The sequence below is a fragment of the Nocardia nova genome (assembly GCF_002933465.1).
In the GTDB taxonomy this organism is placed as follows: domain Bacteria; phylum Actinomycetota; class Actinomycetes; order Mycobacteriales; family Mycobacteriaceae; genus Nocardia; species Nocardia nova_B.
Genome location: NZ_PSZE01000021.1, coordinates 80,157 through 99,521, shown reverse-complemented (window position 1 = coordinate 99,521; position 19,365 = coordinate 80,157). Strand labels below are relative to the sequence as shown.

Here is a 19,365-nt window from a genome sequence, read left to right as displayed (position 1 = left end):
TATCGGGCGCAACCTACTTAAGTAGGTGCGCCCGAACATTACCGATGCGCGCCGCCCCCACCGGGGGGAATAATCACACGTCGGCAAGTTACGGCAGATGGGTGAGCGATGGCAGGCGTGACACTGTGGATGCAGATGTCGCTCGACGGATACGCGGAGGGGCCCGACCAGGAAATTCACTGGCCGGTGGTGGACGAAGAGCTGTGTGAGTCCTTCCTGGACGAACTGCGAGCGGCCGAGGTTTTCGTCTACGGCCGCAAGACATTCGAGATCATGGCCGCGTTCTGGCCCTATGCCGATGCCGATCCGGCCATCTCGCCGTTCTACGTCGAATTCGCTCGCTGCTGGAAACGCACCCCGAAACTGGTGTTCTCCCATACGCTGCGCGATCCGGGCTGGAACACCCGGGTGATCGGTGCGGATCCGATCGGCGAGATCAGCGCGCTGCGGACGGCCTCGACCGGACCTGTCGTGGTCTTCGGCGGTGCGCAAACCGCCTCGTATTTTCTCGAACACGATCTCGTCGACGAATACCGGCTGTTCGTGCATCCGCTGCTGCTCGGCGGTGGTGTGCGGCTGTTCCCCAAACCGCTGGACACGGCGGGACTGCAGCTGGTGGACATCATGACCTTCGACAGCGCGGTCGTGCAGATGCACTATCAGCAGGCGGCCCCGGTCGCGCGAATGGGGTAATCGCAGATCGCGGTATCGAATCCGGACACACGACGGGGGCGCGGTGGGCTAACTTGTTCCTACTATGTTCCAGCGATCGCGCATCGATGTACTGCCCGCCACCAGCAGTGAGTTCGTGGGCCGGCGCGCACAGCGAGAGCGGATAACGGCGCTGATCGCCCGGGGCGCGCGGCTGATCACCCTGACCGGTCCCGGCGGCATCGGCAAGACCAGGTTGGCCATCGAAACGCTGCGCCGCGATGTCGACCTGCCCACGCGCTGGCTGGCGCTGGCGGAACTGAACGCCGAGACCGCGATTGCCGAACTGCGCGATCTCGCGCCTCGGCCCGACGGCGCCCCGCACGTACTGGTCCTGGACAGCTGCGATCGACTGGTGACCGCCCTCGCGACCGAGCTCGCGGACCTGCTCGAAGCCGACCCGGCACTGACCGTGGTGGCCACCAGTCGCGAGCCGATCGGCTGGATCGACGAACAACTCGTTCCGGTGCCCTCACTGGATCCCGCACAGGCGTTGCGGCTGCTACGCATTCGCATGGAGCTCACCGGCCGCACGGCCGGCGACGAGGACGACGATATTCTCCGGCGGATCTGTGCTCATATGAGCCACAACCCGTTCGGCCTGCGGCTTGCCGCGATCAGGTTGCGGCACCATCCGCCCGCCATCGTGTTGCACGAGGTGAGCGGCGATGCCTACGATCGCCGCCTGCAGTGGTCCGACAGTGCCCGGGTCGGGGTGGAAGCGCGCCACCGCGATATCGGCGCCAACATCGCGTGGTCCACGAGTCGCTGCACGCCAGCCGAATCCCTACTGCTGCAACGGATGTCGGTCTTTCCGGGGGGTTCCGCTGGGGGCGGAGCCGATCGGGAGGCGATCGAGGCGATCTGTGCCGACGAGGCGTTGCCGGCGGCGTCGATCGAATCGGCGCTGGACCGGCTGGTGGAGCGTTCACTGGTGATCGTGCGGCTGACCGGTACCTCGGCACGGTGGTACCTCACCGAATGTGTCCGCCTCGTCGCGCGCGCCGAACTGCACCGGCGTGATCCGGTCGAGGCCAATCGGCTCGCTGCCCGGCATCTGCAGCTGCGCCGGCTCGAGGTGCGCCGCGCCGAGGGGGCGGCGCTACCGCCGCAGCCGTGTGTTGTCACGGCGCAACCGCCGGTCGGCGCGGTGGCGACGCCGCGGCCCGAGTCGGATCGCTGGGAGAGCCTCTCGCGGGCGGAACGTGAGGTGGCGGTGCTGGCGGCCGCGGGCTGGCCCAACAGTGCCATCGCCGTGCGCCGCCGCAGTTCGGTGCGCACGGTCGATGCGCAAGTGGCGATGGTCCGGCAGAAGTTGCAGATCACCTCGCGCGCGGAGATCGCCCGGCATCTGCCCGCCGAGGCCCGGGAACGGATGCGCTGCGAGGCCCGGGCCCGGCGCGAGACGGCCCGGTCGTGACCACACCGTGGATATCCCAATTCGTCGGCCGGACCGCGGAACTGCGCAGCATCGCCGAACTTCTCGACCCCGGCGGGCCCCGGCTGATCACGCTGCTCGGGCCGGGTGGGATCGGTAAGACCACGCTGGCTACCGAGGCGTTGCGCCGATCCCAGCGGCCCGGTCGCGATCAGGTCCTGTGGGTGCGGTTGGCGCGACTGGAGACCGGCGCCGACGTCGAGGCGGTCGCCGAGGAGATCGTGCGAACCGTCGCACCGACCGCCACCACCGGCCGCAGCGCGGAAGATTGCCTGCTCGACGCTTTCGCCTCGCTCGGCGCCGCTCGCACCATCCTGGTCCTCGACAACTGTGAACACGTCCTGCATCCGGTGGCACGGCTGATCGTCGAGCTACTGAGCGTGAATCCGGACGTCACCGTCGTGGCCACCAGCCGGGAACCGATCGGCTGGACCGACGAGCGGCTGGTGCCGGTGCCGCCACTCGCCAAAGATCATGCGCTGGAACTGTTTCGGCGGCGCGCGGAACTGACCGGCCGGCCCATTGCCGCCGATCCCGCGACTCTCGAACTGGCCGCCCGGATCTGCCGGCAGGTGGACAACAACCCGCTGTTCATCCGGCTGGCCGCGGCCCGGCTGCGCTATCGCCCGCTCGCCGAGGTGTTACGCGACCTCACCGGCACCGACTCCGAGGCGTGGATGCGCTGGTCGTCAGGTGTGCGGGCCGGCGCCGACGAGCGTCATCGCAACGTCGGTGACGTGATCGCCTGGTCCTACGGGCTGTGCACCGACGCCGAACGCCTGCTGCTGGACCGGATGTCGGTCTTCGCGGCCGGATTCGACCCCGGTGACGAGGAAACCCGCGGCGGCGGTATCGAATACAGCGCGGTGGCGCAGGTCTGCGCCGACGAGGCGTTGCCCGAGCCGGTCATCGCCGCCACGCTGGAGCGACTGGTCGAACGGTCGCTGGTGTCGACCCACATGACGGCCACCTCGGTGCGCTATTTCCTGCCCGAGAGCGTGCGCGCGTTCGCCCGCCTCCGGCTGCAGGAGCAGCCGGACGGTTCGGCCGCACCGTCCGGCATGCCTGCCCGCCATCGCCGTTACTTCCGCGACAAAGTCGTTGCCGGACAAGCGATGTGGTACGGCCCGGACGAGATGGAGTGGATCGACTGGGTCCGCGGGGCATGGAACGACGTGCTGCTCGCGGTGGAGACCAGCCTGGGCGATCCGGCCGAGGCCGTGATCGGACTCGAGATCGCCACCGTGGTCATGGCGTTGCGGGTGCCGTTCCTCACCGGCACCAACCGCGCGGTCACCGGGCTCACCGAACGCGCCCTCGCGGTGATCGGCGACGATCCGGCCTTGTCGTCATTACGGGTCACCGCCAAGGCCCTGATCGGCTGGATCGCGGTGTGGCAGGGCCGATTCGACTACACCTCCCGCCTCCTCGGCGAATGTGCCGCCGAATGCCTCACCGATCCGGTGCTGCGCCGGGAGTGGCAGGAGCACACCGCCGACGACATCGGTCTGCCGGCCCAGGTCGAATTCACCTGGGGACTGGAACTGTTCCTGATCGGCCTGGACCTGCGCTCGATCGAGGTGCTGTCGCGCGCCCGCCGGAAGTTCGCGGCCGTCGGCGATCGCGGCGGCACCCAGCGCAGTGATCTGTTCACCGTGCTCGCGGCCGCCAGCCTGGCGACTCCGGAGGTCGCCGGGCGGGTGGTGCGCCGCCATCTGCACGACGCGGCGAAAACCGACGCGCCATGGGCGGTTTCGTGGGCGGAGTTCGCGGAGCTGGTCGCCACCATCCGCCACGGCGACCCCGCCGACGCCGTGCGCCGGGGCCGGGCGGCGGTCGCCGCGCATCTCGATCGCGGCGACACCTGGACCGCGGGCTGGATCATCCATTTCTGCACGGTCGCGCTGGCCACGATTCTGTCGCGGCGTATCGAATCCGGCGCGCGCCCGGAGGCGCTCGCGGCGGCCGCGCGGGAGATCGCTTACCTGCAAGGCGGTACCGCCGCGCTGCATCGCTCGATGGGGATCGCCTCGGACCGGGTTCCGCTGGTGGTGGCGGGATCGTCGGCGGCGCGCGCGGCAGCGACCGCGGTGCTCGGTGCCGAGCGTTACGCCGCCGCGGTGCGTCGCGGTGGGCGGATGCGGCCGCAGGACAACGAGTTGCAGCGGTATTTCCTCGGGCGGCTGGAGATCGTCGAGGAAGCCGACGACAGCCCGGACGACGCACAGTGGCAGGAACTCTCACCCGCCGAACGCGATATCGCGATTCTGGTGGCCGCCGGTTGGACCAACAGTGCGGTTGCGGTGCGCCGCGGGACGTCGATCCGCACGGTCGATGCCCAGGTGGCGACCATTCGCCGCAAACTCGCGGCCGCGGACCGCTCGGCGATCATCCACCGCATTCCCGGCGAACTGCGCGATCGCGTGCGTGCCGAATCACGGCAGCCACTGGGGCGCGTGCGCCGCACCTATTGACCCGCGGTCGCTCGACTCCGGCTGTTGCCCAAGGCTTTCAAGGCGCGGTCGACATCGTCGGAATCGTTGTGGACGTGGAACGACACCCGCAGCGCGCCCGCTCGGGCCGTGGTCACCACCTCGGCCTCGGCCAGGGCGTCGGCGGCGGCCGCGGCGCCTGGAATCGACACGATCGGCGCTCGTCCGGGAACGGGCGTGCAGCCCAGGTCGTTCAGTCCGGCGCGGAAGCGGTCGGCCAACGCCAGATCGTGGGCTTGAATCGCCGGAATCGTCAACTCCTCCAGCAGTTCCGCTCCGGCCAGGGCGCCTACCACACCCAGCCAATCGGGCGTGGCGTCGAAGCGCCGCGCGGTATCGGCAAGTCGTTGCGGCGCATACATTTCCGCCCAGCGGTCGGCGGCCGCGTACCAGCCCGGCGCATGCGGGCGCACCCGGTCGGCGATCTCGGGCCGGATCGCCAGCAGGCCGACACTGCGAGCGCCGAGCAGCCATTTGAAGCTCGCGCACACCCAGATGTCGGCATCGGCGAATCGCAACGGCAACCAGCCCGCCGCCTGCGAGACGTCGAACAGCAGCAGCGCGTCGTGCGCCGTGGTGGCCTCGCGCAACCGCGCCGGATCGACCGTCCGGCCGTCGGCGGACTGGACGAGACTGCAGGCCACCAGCGCGGTATCCGGTCGAACCTCCTCGGCCAGTCGCTCCAGTTCCACCGTGCGCACCCGCAGATCTCCGCGGTAGCGGAACGGATTGGGTACGGAGGCGAAATCATTTGCGGCGACCAGCACTTCGGAGCCGGGGGCCAGTGCGGCCGCGGCCGGACCGATGAGAGCGGCGGCCGAATTGCCGATCGCCACATCGGCTGCCGTCGCGCCGTCGAGGATGCGGGCATAGGCCGCACGCAGCCGATCCACCCGATCGTCGTAGCGCGAGGGTGCGCGATGTCCGCTCGCCCACCCGTCGAGAACCTCACGCACCGCGGTGAACGCGCGGGCCGGCGGGATGCCGTACGAGGCGGTGTCGAGATAGGTGGTGTCGACCGCGAATTCGTGGCCGGCCAGAGCGGGAACATACGCCGAGGAGGTCATGAGGCCATGGTCGCGAGCGAGTGGCCCGCCGGTCCATAGCCACCCGGGGCTTGCTGGACCGGTCGAAGGTGCCGAACCGCCGCGACCTCAGCCGTCGTTCGCCACGGCGGCGGGCTCGTCCTCGGCCCGCAATCGCTGGGCGGCCGCGCGGTCGTGGGCCGGCACCACCGTCACCGTCGTGCGCGCCAGGTGCAGCCGGTGCAGTGTGCGGAAGGTCAGATCGCGATCGTCATCGGCGAAACCGCCAGGGTAGCTTGCCTTCTGGCGGATCTTGTCGATCTGCAGGTGGTGCCAGGCGGCATCTCCGGCGAGCAGGACCCAGCCCCGCCGGGTGTGGGCGAGCATGCCGATACTGCCGGGGGTGTGCCCGGACAGGTCCACCAGCACCACGGTCCCGTCGCCGAACAGATCGTGGCTCGCGGTGAACGTCAGCACCGGCGGTCCGTCGAGGTCGTATTCGACGACGGGCCGCTCCCGCAACGCATCGCGGACGCCGCCGACCGGCGCGACCCGACCCGACATGATCCACCGCCGCTCGACGCGATGCATGTGGACAGGCAGCCCCGGCAGGTCCAGCAGACCGCAGACATGATCCCAATGCGCGTGGGTGGGTAGCGCGAAATCCAGCGGTCGCGGATCGTGTTCGCGCAGCGAGTCGACGGTCGCCACGGTTGCGGCCGGTGGCCGCACCGCGACCCGCAGGACCGCCGGGAGTTGCGCGATCGCGCGCCGTTCGGCGTCCAGGCAGACGCCGGGATCGACCACGAACCGGGCCCGCGGATGCTCGACGACGAAGGCGGTCAGCGCGTTGTCGATGCGGCGCGGGGTGAACGTTCCCTCGACGACCGCCGCCGTCGGCACCGACCGCGGCGCCTGCGGTAGTGCGCGCACCGAGACGACGCCTCGGGGCTCGGGCAGCCCGGCGTCGGGGATCGAGGCCAGGCCGGCGATGGACGAGGGACTGAAGATCGGTGACGCCGCCGTGGCGGGCACAGTTGCGGCGCCGCATCGACCGGCACGACTTCGCGGATCGAGCGCACTCGCCACTGTCGGCTCACTGATGCAGGCGTGACCGGCTGCCCGGCCGTTGCCGCGCACTCTTGTTGCGGTACATCGCGGTGTCGACGGCATGCATGAGATCGCCGACCGCCTCGGGCTGCCGGGTGACCAGCGCGGTTCCGATCGAGGCGCCCACCGTGATCGGCCCGCCGGCCACCACGACGGCTTCGCCGAGTGCCGCCAGCAGCCGGGACGACATGTCGACCAGTTGCGCCTCCCCCGCGCACCGCTCGATCAGCACGATGAACTCGTCGCCCCCGATCCGTGCGGCCAGTCCATCGGGCTCGGCCGCCGCCCCCAGCCGTTCGGCGACCGTGCGCAACACTCGATCACCGATGGTGTGCCCGTAATCGTCGTTGATCTCCTTGAACCCGTCCAGGTCGAGATAGCACAGTCCGATCGGGGGCTCGGCCTGCGCCAACCGGTCGAAGAACAGCAGCCGATTCGCGAGCCCGGTCAGGTCGTCATGATGGGCTTCGTACCAGAGCCGGTCGGCCAGCGCCTTGCGTTCGGTGATGTCGACGGCCACCCCGATCAGGAATCGCGCATTGCCGCGCGTGTCCCGCACCACCGACATGGACAGGTCGATATCGGAATGGTGCCCGTCGGGCCGGGTGAGCGACGTCTCCATCCGGAACCGGTCCAGACCGCCGCTCAGCAACTGCTCGAACTGGATGTAGGCCGCACCGATGTTGTCCTCGCCCAGCACCTCCGCCACCGACCGGCCGATGATCAGGTCGATCGGCACACCGAGCATCTCCGCGAAAGCGGCGTTCACGTCGCGGACTCTGCCGGTCTCGGCGTCGATGGTGCCGATGCCCACCGAGGCGCCGGCGAAGATGGCGCCGAACCTGGCCTCCGACAGCTGCCGCCGCGCTTGTTCCTCACGGGCCGCGGCCAGTGCGGCGCTCAGCGTGGTCTCCTGTTCGGCCAGAGCGGCACCGCGCAGGGCCGCGGTGAATCCGGCGGCGAACTCCCCGGCCACGGTGACGGCGCGGTCGCGCACGGTTTCGTAACCGGGGTCACCGGGGTCGGGGCAGATCTCGGCGACCATATCGCGGCAGATCACCGCGACCGATCGGCTCACCGCGGCATCGTCGCGATAATTCGCGGCCACCAGCGACGAGGCGGCCAGCCGTGCCGCCTCGATGCCGACGGTGCCGCGCAGCGTGCCCAGCAGTTCCTCGCACAGGCCGGTGAGCAGGGCCTCGGTCTCGGTCCGCGTCAGCGTCGGCGCGACTACTCCGTCGAGTGCGTCGGCCCACCGCGCCGCCAACTCCCGCGAACCCACCCTGCAATCCTGCCTATCCCATGGACCCCGTCACACCTTGTGCCCCACGCCGGCCAATCCGAGGGAACGGCCCGGTGTTTCGTGCAGGTCACGCTCGGATTCCGGGCGCCACAGGGGTAGTTCGACGACCCCCGGTTCGACCGGTTCCCAGCCGGTGAACATGTCGAGGATGGATGCGCGGTCGCGAAAACGGATTCCGACGCCGCTGGTCGATTCCCTGTGAATCCGGGCGGCCGCCTCCGGCCGGTGTGCCGAGGACAGATGGGAGATCGCGAGATAGCTGCCCGGCGCCACGGCTGCCCGCAGTGCGGCGACCTGCTCGCGCGGACGTTCCTCGTCCTGCAGCAGATGCAGCACGGCGACCAGCAGCAGTCCGATGGGACGATCGAAGTCGATCAAGCCGGTCGCGCGGGCACGGCCGAGCAATTCCTCCGGCTTGCGCAGATCTGCCTCGATGGCGTCCGCGCGGTCGTTGCCATGCAGGATGGTGGCCGCATGGGTGACCGCGACGGGGTCGATGTCGGCGTAGAGCACCCGGATCGACGGATCGATATCCTGCGCGACCTCGTGCACATTCCCCGCAGTGGGAATACCCGATCCGACATCGAGGAACTGCCGGATCCCGGAATCGATCATGAATCGGACCGCGCGGCGCAGGAAAGCGCGGTTGCTCAAAGCCAGCCGCGGCAGATCCGGCACCAGCTTGCGCCCCGCCGCCGCAGCCTGCCGGTCCACTTCGAAGTTGTGGGAACCGCCCAGGAGCGCGTCGTACATCCGGGCCGGGCTGGGCCGCTGCATATCCACGCCCTCGGGCGCCCACGCTGGCCTGTCCACTCGAATCCCCTCTTGCCGATCGAGAATCGGCTCGCCGGACCGGAGGCCCGGAGCCGATCTTGTCGAAGCCCAACTGTACGCCCACGCCGCGCCGGTAGGCGGACGCACATCGGGGGCTCAGACCAGATTGATCGCGTCGAGTACGCGGGCGCCGAGCTCGGCGTCGCCGGTGATCGCGACGGCGCCCGCCCGCCACGGCAACCGCCTGGTGCCCCACTGCGGAAACTCCAGCGCCAGCGCGGCGATATGGGCGGCGGCGCCGGCGGCCTGACCGGGCCGCACCCGCAGCCGCCCGCCCCGCGGCTCGATCCGCCAGGTACCGCCGCCGGGCCCGGTGAAGGTCAGGGCCACCGGGGCGTCGAGCCAGCTCAGCGCCTCGCGATGGGAGCGTTCCAGCAGTACGGTGAGCCAGGTCAGGATGGCGTTCATGCGTAGGGCGTCGGTGGGTGGCGGGGGAAGGTCGAGCGCGGGCGCGATGTCGTGGCGCAGATGGGTGTGCCAGTCGAAGAGGAGCATCGCCGGAATCAGATCCAGCCGGTACCAGCCCAGCTCACCGATCGGGAGCTGTACGCGCCGTATCCCCGCCGCGGTGAACACCGACAGCGCCCGCACGCCGCGTCGCGACCAGGCGTCGAAGTCCGGGAGCACGTGACGCGTTGTGTGTGAACGTTTTTCGTCCACCAGCTGTTCGTTGAGGCGCTCGAGGTCGCGTGTGGCCACGATGGCGGCGGCGCTGGGGGTGAGCAGCGCGCGCGCTCCTGTCGTCATGTGAATGACGACCTCGGCCACCGACCATCCGGCGGCCGCGCTGGGCGCGGCCCACTGCTCCTCGTTCAACTCCCCGCAGAATTCGAGCACCGCGCGGCGCTCGTCCCTGAGGCCGGGCAGATATCGCGAACTCATCGGCAGACCTCGACGACCACCGAACTCCTCATGAACAGCGCACGCTACCGGTTCGTGGTCGCCGGGAGCCAGAGCGCGCGCCGATCTCGGCCCGCACCGGCGCATTCGCGCAGCATGCCGATGGCATCGGAGGCGACGGAACGCCGCTGGTTTCCCAGCCGCCGGCGAAGAGGGAGGCCGGCGGTTCGCCGAAACATTGCAGTAGTTCCTTCGGTGGTGACCTGCTGGTCGCCGGTGATTCGCTACCTGAGAGACCGGACGGAGTTCTACCGCGGGTGCGGCTGATCGAAATGCTCCGAGCGGGCGGGCGGCCCGGTTCGCCCCGCGCGGATCGGCCGGTTCGCTGATCTGTTGCCGAAAGGATGTCCGGAACCCGGGTACCGCGCACGATGTGGACTTGTCGGTGGCATGGGGCATGCTCTTGGCACGCAGATGTCTACGAGCCCGCCCGGAGTACACCATGTCGTCCCCACGAACCAAACCGCAACCGTTGTCCGACACCGAGATTCGACAGATAGCGGCCGAGCTCGCCGACGGCCGGCCACCCATGGTGTGGTTCACTCCTGCGGCAGTGGGAGTATCCGAGGGGCGTTCGGGCAAGGTGATCGCACTCGGTGATCCGGCCGACGGCGATTTCCTGCAGGTCCGGCCGACCGGATCGAAGGATGTCATGTCGTTCTCGCCGATCGAGGTGACATTGGCCAAGCCCGCTCGCAAGGACAAGCGCACCACCACATCCGAGACCACCGGCGCCACGCCGTCGGCAACGAGGAAGGACACCGCAGTGAGCACGTCGTCGTCCGTGACCGCGCCATCCGCGCCGCCCGCTCCGGCAGCGGTGCCCGCTGCGGCGTCGAAAACGCCTGCGCCGCAACCTGATGCGGATCAGAAGCCAGCGGCCAAGCCCGCCGCCACGCCCGCCCGTCCCCAGAAGTCGGCCGCGGCCGCCCGCAAATCCAAGGCCCCCGAGGTGACGGTCACCCTGTCCGGCACCACCGATGGTGAATGGACCGTGGACGTGGTGCACGGCAAGAAGCGCACGATCAAGGGACTGTCGGTGGCGGGTTCATCGGTGGCGCAGGCCGCCAAGCTGCTGCATCCGGAGGTCGCCGAGGTCGTCGACTCTGTCCTGGACGCCGTTCGCGACTCTCAGCGCGCCAAGGTCGAACAACTCCAGGCCGAACTCGAACAGGCCCGGCGCCTGCTCGACGAACTGTCCGGCTAGCGGACCCTACGCCACAGCTCCTCCGAATACGCGGCCACGGCCTTGCGTTGACACCGATGACAACGTTTAGCGTGGCGGCTGCAGTGGCGAGAGGGAATTCATGCTGATCGGAGAACTGGCCGAGCGAGTGGGGACGAGCACCCGGATGCTGCGGTACTACGAGCAGCAGGGTCTGGTCCGGTCTCGACGGTCGGCGAACGGCTACCGCGTCTACGACGAGCACGAGGTGGATGTCGTGCGCAAGATCCGGGATCTGCTGGAGCTGGGATTCGATCTGGCCGACACGCAACCATTCGTCACCTGTCTGCGTGGTGGCAACGGGTCGGGTGACGAATGCCCGGAATCGGTCGAGTCACTGCGTCGCAAAGTGGCCGAGATCGACGACGCGATCGCTCGACTCGGCGCCGCACGCAGGCATCTGACGGACCGGATCGACGCTGTCACCGGACCGCCGCCGAAGTGTGCGTTCACCTGCTAACTCGGAGGGTTTCCGGATGCGTTTCGCGGTCAGCTACAGCACGGCGTTCAACGGCACCGATCCCGATCGGCTCGTCGCCTTCGCCCGGCACGCCGAGGACTGTGGATTCGAAGGGCTCTACGTACAGGATCACATCGCGCTGTATCCGGGGGCGGACTACGGCGCGGGCGAATTGCCGCCCACCCTGCCGTATTTCGATCCGCTCGATTGCCTGAGCTTCGTCGCGGCGGCCACCCAGCGGCTTCTGCTCGGTACGGGTGTGTTGTTACTGCCCTACCGCCATCCGGTCGTGCTGGCCAAGCGCTTGGCGACGATCGACGTGTTGTCCCGCGGTCGGATGCGGCTGCTCACCGTCGGCCTCGGCAGTTTGCCTGGGGAGGCTCGGGCGATCGGGGTCGACTACCGCACCCGCGGCCGCCGCACCGACGAGGCGATCGACGTGCTGCGGCTGCTGTGGTCGGGCGGTGCGGAGGGGGTCAGCCACCGTGGTGAGTTCTTCACCTTCGACGATCTGTGCAGCTACCCCAAACCGCACGGCGGGAGCGAACTTCCCATCCATGTCGGAGGTTCCAGCGCGGCGGCCGCGCGTCGTGCCGGGCGGCGCGGCAACGGCTATTTCGCCGGCGGCATGCTGACCGAAGCCGAGCGCGACCGGCAGTTCGCGCTGGCGCGCGAGGCCGCTGTCGAGGCGGGCCGTGACCCCGCGGCTCTCGAGTACACGCGGTGGGGATCGGCCGATATCTCCGTCGACCGTGCCGGACAACTCGCCGAGCACGGTGTGCACCGCCTCGTCGTCGGATTCGCCGGAGCCGAACCCGCACAGCAACACAATCAGATGTCGGAATTCGCCGACCGTTTCGCGCTCGCCCCCGCGGTGTGACGCCTCTTCACACCGCCGGTTCGTGCCGGCGCACTCGCCGTCGGCACTCGGCCTGGGGAAGGTGGCGCAGGTCGTCGTAGAAGGCGCAGCCGAGCGAATAGTCCTTGGCGTGATACATGGCCGAATCCGCTTCGCGCAGTAGGTCGTAGAGGGTGGCATCGGTGCTGCGCGGGCCGCTGCAGGCGATGCCGATGCTCGCGCCGATGGTCACCTCGGTGACCGACAGTTCGAAGGGTTTGCCGAAGGCGGCCAGCAGTTTCTCGGCCAGAACCGCCGCCTCGGCGCGGTTGGCGCCGGCCAGCACCACGAATTCGTCACCGCCGTAGCGGGCCGCGACGTCGTCGCGGTGGATGACGCGGCGGATGCGGGCGGCGGCATTCGCGATGAGTTCGTCGCCGACCGTGTGGCCGTAGCTGTCGTTGATGGTCTTGAAGCCGTCCAGATCGAGGAACAGCAGGCAGGTCGGGCGCCCGGTCCACAGTTCGCGATTGCGCGCCGGGGCGCGCAGCAACGCCGACCGGTTGAGCAGGCCGGTGAGCATGTCGTGGTCGGCCTGGTACTGGGCCCGGCGTTCGCTGCGCGCGCTGCGCACGATCGCGCGCTCACTGCGCACCAGCACACCCACCAGCAGGGTGGCGAGCAGGGCGGACACCACCACCCGGTCCACCGTGCCGACCCGCGCGCCGACGGTCGGCACCAGTGACGCGACCACCAGCGTCACCGCGATCACGCTGGCGCGCTGGCGAGACCGGTGCGGATGCACCCGCCGGGCGCCGCCCAGCGTGACCATGGTCGGATGCAGCGCCGCCAGCCCGACCATCGCATAGGCGAGGAGCAGGGGCGTCAACAGCATGCGCGCGTCGAGATGCACGGAGCCGGCGGACCGCAGGTTGTAGCCGAGATCGGCCACCAGGATCACCAGCAGACCGACGTGTACCAGCCGCAACGAGGTCTCCGAGCGCGAGGACGTGACTACGGAGTGGGTGACCAGCGTCAGCAGCAAGGCGTCGATCACGGGATAGATCGGCATGATCAGCGCTGCGGCGTCCCACTGCCGGGTGTTGTGCAAAACGGGGGAGATGAGAAAGGTCCACGAGGCGAGCAGGGCGCCGAGCGCGATCAAACCCGAATCCAGGACCAGATCGCGCTGACAACTGGAGCGCCGCGGCCACAACCAGAGGAACGCCGCGACTCCGACGCCACAGTAACCGGCCAGCGACGCCAGATCGTCGTACGGCGGAAAGCCGCTGCCGGTGAAATCGCGCAGCAGTGTTCCGGCGGCGAACAAGACGCCGGAGAGGGCGAGCAGATACCAGGCCGCCGGTGCGGGCGGCCGATGCCGGCGCACTCCCGTCCCGATCATGGCCAGCGTCGCGGCGACGACGCACAGCATCGCCGTCAGCGACAGCACCGGTGACTCGGCGATCGCCAGAACCGCCACGATCGAGACGACGGCCGTCGATAGCGCTGTGCGCCAGAGCTTTTCCGGCCGCCAGGTGCGTAGGAGCCGGATGCGGGTGGTGTGGTGCTGTGTGCCGGATGTCATCAGCCCCCCTGGTCCGCGTCGTCGTTCAGGAACCGAGCCGCGTAGTAGGTTTGTGAATCCTCGACCGCGACTTCCACGTTCGCCTGCTCACCGATCGCACTGCGCAGTGCGTCGGCAAACGAGAATTGAGAATTGTTGTACGAGCAGATGTCCCAGCCGACGACCCCACCATCTGCCGCCAGGATCTGGACAACTGTACTGATCATGGCATGAAAAGCCACCCCGTGTCGCGCAGTTGGGGTAACAAGGGTGAAACCTGCATAGTAAATCGCATCGCGCTCGGCGTGTTGCGGAAACCGTGTCGCAAAATACTCCGGACTGATCCACGGCACGGTGTCCAGATGCCGCGTCAGGGTGGTGAGTCCGATCGGTTCGCCGGCCGGTGTGCGGGCCACGATCTTGTCGACCCGGGTGTCGGTCATCTCCGCGCGGAACTCGTTGCGATGCAGCACCTGCCGGGCGATCGCGCGCGCTCGCAGCGGTCCGAATGCCTGCTCGTAGAGGTCGTGGAAGAGGTCGATCTCGGCGTTCGCGATCGCCGTCTCGATGGTGATCTCGACGCCCGGCCACGCCGCCCCGGTGCCGAGGGCATCGCTCACGGACGATCCCAGCCGCTGGCCCGGTACGCGGCCAGCACCAGCGCACACGTGTCCCGGCCGTCGGCACGCGCCGCGACGGTGGCGGTGTGGATCGGGCCGAAGCGCACCGGCCGTGCGGCGGTCATATCGGCGAGGCTGGCGTTGATGAGATCCTCGACCTGCTCGGTCGTTTCGGCGGCGTGTTCGACGAACAGGCCCGCACCGGACCCGTCCGCACACAGCGTCCAGCCGATCCCGGCTGCCGTGGTGGAGCCGTGGGATCGCGCGTGCCCGAGGGCGTAGACGCAGTAGAGACGATCGCCCCAGCCGATCCGCTGGCGCACCCGCGCCGTCCGCCGCAGCTGCGCCCGGGGCGGAATCACCGAGGATAATCGGATCAGATTCGCCTCTCCCACACCGAGTTCGCACAGTGCCGCGTCGAAGGCGGCCACCTCGGTCGCGCCCGTTCCCGTCGCGGTGCCGATCTCGATGGTCAGCGTCGCGGATCCCTCGGGATCACGATCACGGCGGCCGAGTGGGTCGAGCGAAGTATGAGTTGTGTGCATCGTGTTCGATCCTTCCCGGGCTCACCAGTGTGGCATTTTGCAGGGCGACGTTTCTCTAAATTCTTCCTTCGAAGCGTGGCAGATCGGCCCGCCGCGCGCCGCGCGAGCGGCGGACTGGCCCCGGAGATGCACGGGGGCGCGCTACGATCCGGACACATCGCGACCCGGTCGACCGCTGGTCTTTCCGACAGGAGATCCGTATGCAGCCTCTAGCTCAGCCATCGCACCGGTTCGATTCAGCGGCGGCGGTGCTGGGTGCGGACCAACTCCGGCTCGATGCCGCTCCCGTCGATTACGCCTTGGTCGCCGTGTATTTCGTCTTTGTACTCGGTATCGGACTGATGGCCCGCGCACGGATCTCCTCGAGTATCGATTTCTTCCTGTCGGGTCGCTCACTGCCGGCCTGGGTCACCGGTCTGGCCTTCATCTCCGCGAATCTCGGTGCGGTCGAGATCATGGGCATGTCGGCCAACGGCGCCGAATACGGCATGCCGACCATGCACTACTTCTGGATCGGCGCGGTGCCGGCCATGCTGTTTCTCGGCGTGGTGATGATGCCGTTCTACTACGGTTCCAAGGTGCGCAGCGTGCCGGAGTTCATGCGGCGCCGCTTCGGCACCGGTGCGCATCTGGTGAACGCGCTCAGTTTCGCGCTCGCCCAGGTGCTGATCGCCGGGGTGAATCTCTATCTGCTGGGTTCGATCGTCAACGTGCTGCTGGGCTGGCCGCTCTGGGTGTCGGTGATCGTGGCGGCGTTGATCGTGTTGTCCTACATCACCCTCGGCGGCCTGTCGGCCGCGATCTACAACGAGGTGCTGCAGTTCTTCGTCATCGTCGCGGCGCTGCTGCCGCTCACCCTGGTCGGCCTGCACCGCATCGGCGGTGTGAGCGGTTTGAAGGACAAGGTGACCGCCCGGCCCGACGGCGCCGAGCAGTGGCATTCCTGGCCGGGCCACGAGCTCAGCGGTTTCTCGAACAACTTCCTGTCGGTGACGGGCATCGTGCTCGGACTCGGCTTCGTGCTGTCCTTCGGTTACTGGACAACGAATTTCGTCGAGGTGCAGCGGGCGCTGGCGACCCATTCGATCTCGGCCGCGCGGCGCACCCCGATCATCGGCGCCTATCCGAAGATGTTCATCCCGTTCATCGTCGTCATCCCCGGTATGGTCGCCGCGCTGCTGATCCCGCAGATCGCCGAGTTGAAGAACACTGGCCACGGCGACGCGACGTACAACCAGTCGCTGCTCTATCTGATGAAAGAGGTACTGCCGAACGGACTTCTGGGCGTCGGCCTGGCGGGACTGCTGGCGGCGTTCATGGCGGGGATGGCGGCCAACATCTCCGCGTTCAACACCGTCTTCAGCTACGACCTGTGGCAGCAGTACGTGATCAAAGACAAGCCCGACGGTTACTACCTCACCGTCGGCCGCCTCGCCACCATCGGCGCCACGGCCATCGCGATCGGCACCGCGTTCATCGCGGGCAGCTTCTCGAACATGATGGACTACCTGCAGACACTGTTCTCGTTCTTCAACGCGCCGCTGTTCGCGACCTTCATCCTCGGCATGTTCTGGAAGCGGATGACCCCGACCGCCGGCTGGGTGGGCCTGGTGTTCGGAACGCTCAGCGCGGTGGTCGTTTTCATCCTGAACAAAACCGAGGTGTTCCATCTGTCGGGGCAGGGCTCGAGTTTCGTCGCCGCCGGTGTGGCCTTCGTGGTCGATATGGTGCTCAGTATCGCGGTGAGTATGTGGACCGCGCCCAAACCCGACGCCGAACTGGTCGGGCTGGTGTATTCGGAGACGCCGAAGGCTCAGCTCAGCGATCCCGATGCCGCGACGCTGCCGTGGTATCAGCGACCGGTGCTGCTCGCCGGGATCGCCCTGGTCATCGTGATCGCGCTGAACATCTTCGTCGGATGAGGAAGTGACGCCATGCTTTTCGATATCCGCACCATCGTCGGCTCCCTGCTCGGGAGCTACGGCCTGATCCTCGTCGTCACCGCACTCGTTCACGACACCGCGGCCGATCGGGTGCGCACCGGCGGTTGGAATATCAATCTCTGGGCCGGGATCGGGATGCTCGTCGCGGCGGCGGCGTTCCTGCTGTGGGTGGTACTGCGCCCGGTCCGTGAGTTCGCCGAAGCCGAACCGGAGCCGTCCGACACCGAGACGACCGGCGGCGCGTCGGAACCCTAGCCGGCCAACCCTATTCGCCGCCGTGCTCTAGTACGTCGGCCACATGCTCGGCGATGGCCATACTCGAGGTGGCCGCGGGGGAGGGCGCGTTGCGGATCGCGGTGATCGTGCCGAGCCGGTGGATGCGGAAATCGTCGACGAGGTCACCGCCGGCATCGACGGCCTGCGCCCGCACACCCGCCCCGGCCCGGAACACATCGTGCACGCCGATATCCGGGACATACCGTTGCGCCGCTCGCATATACGCTCGCGCCGACAGTGAGCCGTGCACTTCCCGCACCCCGGTGCGCCAGTGCCGGCGCGCCATTCGCCAGGCCCGGGCCAGGTCGTGAGGTCGCGCAGGTCCCGCGCGGAGACCGCGGATCGGCGATATCCCTCGCGGGCGAATGCGAGCACGGCGTTCGGCCCCACCTCGACTTCGCCGTTCACCCGGCGGGTGAAGTGCACGCCGAGAAAGGGGTACCGCGGATCGGGCACCGGATAGATCAGTCCGCGCACCAGCTCCGTCCTCTCCGGCCGGACCAGCATGTATTCGCCCCGGAACGGAACGATTCTGGGCCCCGGTCGGTCTCCGGCCAGTCCGGCCACGGTATCGCTGTGCAGACCCGCGCACACGATGAGCCGGTCGACCACGACCGCCGCGGCGTCCGAGCCGATGTGGATGCCGTTCGGGGCGCGCGTGACGGCGGTGACCGGGAACGACAACCGGACTTCTCCGCCGGCGGCGGTGATCTCGTCGGCGAAGGCGGCGGCGATCCGAGGGTAGTCAGTGATGGCGGTGTGCGGCGAATGCAGCGCGGCCAGACCCGTCGCATGCGGTTCGATCTCCCGGATCTCGCCGGCATCGATGCGCCGCAGTCCCGGCACACCGTTGCTGCCCGCGCGTTCGGCCAGCGCGTCCATCCGCACCACGTCGTCCGGGGTGACGGCGACGACCAGTTTGCCGACCTCGGCGTAGGGAAGCTGCTTCTCGGCGCAATAGTCGCGCAGCAGCTGCCGCCCGCGGGCACACAGGGTGGCCTTCAGCGAGCCCGGCTCGTAATAGATGCCGGCATGGACGACTCCGGAGTTGTGCCCGGTCTGATGGGCCGCGACCCGGTCCTCCTTGTCCACGACGACGACTCGGGTGCCGGGCCGGCGGCGGACGAGTTCCCGGCCGATCGCCAGTCCGATGATGCCGGCGCCGATGATGCCGACAGTCTGCTCCGGCACGCTCACTCCCACTCTCGCCCGAGGTCAGCCATTGCGCTCGTGGTCAATGTACGGGTGGTCTCAGGCGATCGCTTTCCCGGGGGCCGTGCGCCGCGGCGGTGCCGGCTACCGTCGAGACCGGTTTCGCGTGAACATCGCGGTCGCCGCGAGTACCCCCAGCGCGCCGAGGACGATGCCGATACTGCCCAGCCATCGTGCCGTGGTGTCGGCCTCATGTTCCTCGGCCGCGGCGGCGTGGACGTCGCCGTGGTTCTGCGCCCCGCCGGCGGGTGCGGGCGCCAATGGCAATGTCGGCGCGGGGAATTCGGGTTCGGTGTCCCCGGTGGAGGGCTGGTCCCATTTCACGACCTTGCCGTCGGCGTAGGTCTGGGTGGCGGGCAGGGTGACGGTGTCGGCATCCGGCAGCCCGTCGGCCAGTATGGAGAACTGTTCGAACTGCCCCGCCTCGATGCCGCTGCCGGGATCCGCCATCCAGGTGACGGCGACGACCTTGTGGTTGTCGTCGCGGGTGACCTTGGTCTTCCAGCCCGGCACGGGTTCGGTTTCGGCTTCGGTCAGGGCCGGAAGCTGCACGCTCAGTTGTGTGGTGGCGCTACCGGTGGCCGATTCGTTGGGTACCCGGAAGGTCAGCACCGCCGAACCGCCGCGCGCCGCGTCCGGACCGGAGACGGTGACGTGGGCGAAAGCCGGGGCGGCGGCGAGGATTGTGGCCCCCGCGGCGGCGATACCTGCGCGTGCGGTGCGGTGGAACCAGGATTCGTTCATAACGCGGTCACTCCTTCGCGAAGGGAAAACGGAGACAACCTGTGCTGACCGTGTGCACGATATCCCGGAAGGGCTGCGCCGGCGCCGATCCCGGCGGATTGCGCTGGGCGCCTTTGCCGTTC

The 19,365-nt window shown here is 68.7% G+C and carries 17 protein-coding genes and 1 pseudogene; 8 read left to right on the top strand and 10 right to left on the bottom strand.

Translation table 11 applies throughout. The annotated features are described in order from the left end of the window. The first annotated feature begins 108 nt into the window (after window positions 1-108). The 3 genes from C5E41_RS23120 to C5E41_RS23110 all read left to right on the top strand — a co-directional run bounded on the left by C5E41_RS23120 (window position 109) and on the right by C5E41_RS23110 (window position 4,623). On the top strand, window positions 109-693 hold the full coding sequence (locus C5E41_RS23120; RefSeq protein WP_258081189.1) for a dihydrofolate reductase family protein: 585 nt from the start codon (window positions 109-111) through the stop codon (window positions 691-693). Between the two features lie 64 nt (window positions 694-757). Continuing rightward, window positions 758-2,131, top strand: coding sequence for an AAA family ATPase (locus C5E41_RS23115; protein WP_104377854.1), 1,374 nt, complete (start codon window positions 758-760; stop codon window positions 2,129-2,131). After that, on the top strand, window positions 2,128-4,623 hold the full coding sequence (locus tag C5E41_RS23110; protein WP_104377853.1) for an ATP-binding protein: 2,496 nt from the start codon (window positions 2,128-2,130) through the stop codon (window positions 4,621-4,623). The genes C5E41_RS23115 and C5E41_RS23110 overlap by 4 nt, the downstream gene beginning before the upstream one ends. Here the strand turns inward: C5E41_RS23110 and C5E41_RS23105 are convergent. The 5 genes from C5E41_RS23105 to C5E41_RS34060 all read right to left on the bottom strand — a co-directional run bounded on the left by C5E41_RS23105 (window position 4,617) and on the right by C5E41_RS34060 (window position 9,795). After that, window positions 4,617-5,708, bottom strand: a complete 1,092-nt coding sequence (locus C5E41_RS23105) for an aminotransferase class V-fold PLP-dependent enzyme (RefSeq protein ID WP_104377852.1) — start codon at window positions 5,706-5,708, stop codon at window positions 4,617-4,619. The genes C5E41_RS23110 and C5E41_RS23105 overlap by 7 nt on opposite strands. Window positions 5,709-5,795: 87 nt before the next feature. Next, a complete protein-coding gene (locus C5E41_RS23100; protein ID WP_258081188.1) occupies window positions 5,796-6,701 on the bottom strand; it encodes an MBL fold metallo-hydrolase in 906 nt (301 codons plus the stop codon). Window positions 6,702-6,762: 61 nt separating this feature from the next. Next, window positions 6,763-8,058: a sensor domain-containing diguanylate cyclase gene (locus C5E41_RS23095; protein WP_104377850.1), complete on the bottom strand. Its 1,296-nt coding sequence runs from the start codon at window positions 8,056-8,058 to the stop codon at window positions 6,763-6,765. 30 nt (window positions 8,059-8,088) lie between these two features. Then, complete coding sequence (locus C5E41_RS23090) at window positions 8,089-8,892, bottom strand: SAM-dependent methyltransferase (RefSeq protein ID WP_104377849.1); 804 nt, start codon at window positions 8,890-8,892, stop codon at window positions 8,089-8,091. Window positions 8,893-9,009: 117 nt separating this feature from the next. Next, entirely contained in the window at window positions 9,010-9,795 is a 786-nt protein-coding gene (locus tag C5E41_RS34060) for a maleylpyruvate isomerase N-terminal domain-containing protein (protein ID WP_181063379.1), read from the bottom strand. A 460-nt stretch (window positions 9,796-10,255) separates the two neighbouring features. Here C5E41_RS34060 and C5E41_RS35775 point away from each other — a divergent pair, with 460 nt between their 5' ends. From C5E41_RS35775 to C5E41_RS23070, 3 genes are all read left to right on the top strand, one after another. After that, window positions 10,256-11,020 carry a DUF6319 family protein gene (locus tag C5E41_RS35775; protein WP_104377883.1) on the top strand — a complete coding sequence of 255 codons (765 nt, stop codon included), beginning with the start codon at window positions 10,256-10,258 and terminating at the stop codon, window positions 11,018-11,020. A gap of 100 nt (window positions 11,021-11,120) precedes the next feature. Next, window positions 11,121-11,498 carry a MerR family transcriptional regulator gene (locus tag C5E41_RS23075; protein ID WP_104377847.1) on the top strand — a complete coding sequence of 126 codons (378 nt, stop codon included), beginning with the start codon at window positions 11,121-11,123 and terminating at the stop codon, window positions 11,496-11,498. A 16-nt stretch (window positions 11,499-11,514) separates the two neighbouring features. Then, entirely contained in the window at window positions 11,515-12,378 is an 864-nt protein-coding gene (locus C5E41_RS23070) for a TIGR03619 family F420-dependent LLM class oxidoreductase (protein WP_104377846.1), read from the top strand. 7 nt (window positions 12,379-12,385) lie between these two features. On the opposite strand, the gene C5E41_RS23065 is transcribed toward C5E41_RS23070, so the two are convergent. From C5E41_RS23065 to C5E41_RS23055, 3 genes are read right to left on the bottom strand one after another with little or no spacing between them, the layout of a single operon-like run. Next, on the bottom strand, window positions 12,386-13,924 hold the full coding sequence (locus C5E41_RS23065; protein WP_104377845.1) for a GGDEF domain-containing protein: 1,539 nt from the start codon (window positions 13,922-13,924) through the stop codon (window positions 12,386-12,388). Next, window positions 13,924-14,523: a hypothetical protein gene (locus C5E41_RS23060; RefSeq protein WP_104377844.1), complete on the bottom strand. Its 600-nt coding sequence runs from the start codon at window positions 14,521-14,523 to the stop codon at window positions 13,924-13,926. The genes C5E41_RS23065 and C5E41_RS23060 overlap by 1 nt, the downstream gene beginning before the upstream one ends. Further along, complete coding sequence (locus C5E41_RS23055; RefSeq protein WP_258081187.1) at window positions 14,520-15,068, bottom strand: pyruvoyl-dependent arginine decarboxylase; 549 nt, start codon at window positions 15,066-15,068, stop codon at window positions 14,520-14,522. The genes C5E41_RS23060 and C5E41_RS23055 overlap by 4 nt, the downstream gene beginning before the upstream one ends. 200 nt (window positions 15,069-15,268) lie before the next feature. On the opposite strand from C5E41_RS23055, the gene C5E41_RS23050 reads away from it, so the two are divergent. Then, window positions 15,269-16,990 (top strand): sodium:solute symporter family protein, encoded by a 1,722-nt coding sequence (locus C5E41_RS23050; RefSeq protein WP_258081186.1) that lies wholly within the window; start codon window positions 15,269-15,271, stop codon window positions 16,988-16,990. A 12-nt stretch (window positions 16,991-17,002) separates the two neighbouring features. Continuing rightward, complete coding sequence (locus C5E41_RS23045; RefSeq protein WP_219823230.1) at window positions 17,003-17,266, top strand: hypothetical protein; 264 nt, start codon at window positions 17,003-17,005, stop codon at window positions 17,264-17,266. Window positions 17,267-17,276: 10 nt separating this feature from the next. On the opposite strand, the pseudogene lhgO reads toward C5E41_RS23045, so the two are convergent. Beyond that, window positions 17,277-18,478, bottom strand: a pseudogene (lhgO, locus tag C5E41_RS23040) (L-2-hydroxyglutarate oxidase). A gap of 105 nt (window positions 18,479-18,583) precedes the next feature. After that, entirely contained in the window at window positions 18,584-19,243 is a 660-nt protein-coding gene (locus tag C5E41_RS23035; protein WP_104377843.1) for a YcnI family copper-binding membrane protein, read from the bottom strand. Window positions 19,244-19,365: the final 122 nt, after the last annotated feature.

Excerpts from the sequence above, each read along its gene's own strand:
- C5E41_RS23120 (WP_258081189.1), top strand. The coding sequence starts at position 109 with ATGGCAGGCGTGACACTGTGGATGCAGATGTCGCTCGACGGATACGCG.
- C5E41_RS23115 (WP_104377854.1), top strand. The coding sequence starts at position 758 with ATGTTCCAGCGATCGCGCATCGATGTACTGCCCGCCACCAGCAGTGAG.
- C5E41_RS23105 (WP_104377852.1), bottom strand. The coding sequence starts at position 5,708 with ATGACCTCCTCGGCGTATGTTCCCGCTCTGGCCGGCCACGAATTCGCG.
- C5E41_RS34060 (WP_181063379.1), bottom strand. The coding sequence starts at position 9,795 with ATGAGTTCGCGATATCTGCCCGGCCTCAGGGACGAGCGCCGCGCGGTG.
- C5E41_RS35775 (WP_104377883.1), top strand. The coding sequence starts at position 10,256 with ATGTCGTCCCCACGAACCAAACCGCAACCGTTGTCCGACACCGAGATT.
- C5E41_RS23075 (WP_104377847.1), top strand. The coding sequence starts at position 11,121 with ATGCTGATCGGAGAACTGGCCGAGCGAGTGGGGACGAGCACCCGGATG.
- C5E41_RS23070 (WP_104377846.1), top strand. The coding sequence starts at position 11,515 with ATGCGTTTCGCGGTCAGCTACAGCACGGCGTTCAACGGCACCGATCCC.
- C5E41_RS23065 (WP_104377845.1), bottom strand. The coding sequence starts at position 13,924 with ATGACATCCGGCACACAGCACCACACCACCCGCATCCGGCTCCTACGC.
- C5E41_RS23055 (WP_258081187.1), bottom strand. The coding sequence starts at position 15,068 with ATGCACACAACTCATACTTCGCTCGACCCACTCGGCCGCCGTGATCGT.
- C5E41_RS23050 (WP_258081186.1), top strand. The coding sequence starts at position 15,269 with ATGCAGCCTCTAGCTCAGCCATCGCACCGGTTCGATTCAGCGGCGGCG.
- C5E41_RS23045 (WP_219823230.1), top strand. The coding sequence starts at position 17,003 with ATGCTTTTCGATATCCGCACCATCGTCGGCTCCCTGCTCGGGAGCTAC.
- C5E41_RS23035 (WP_104377843.1), bottom strand. The coding sequence starts at position 19,243 with ATGAACGAATCCTGGTTCCACCGCACCGCACGCGCAGGTATCGCCGCC.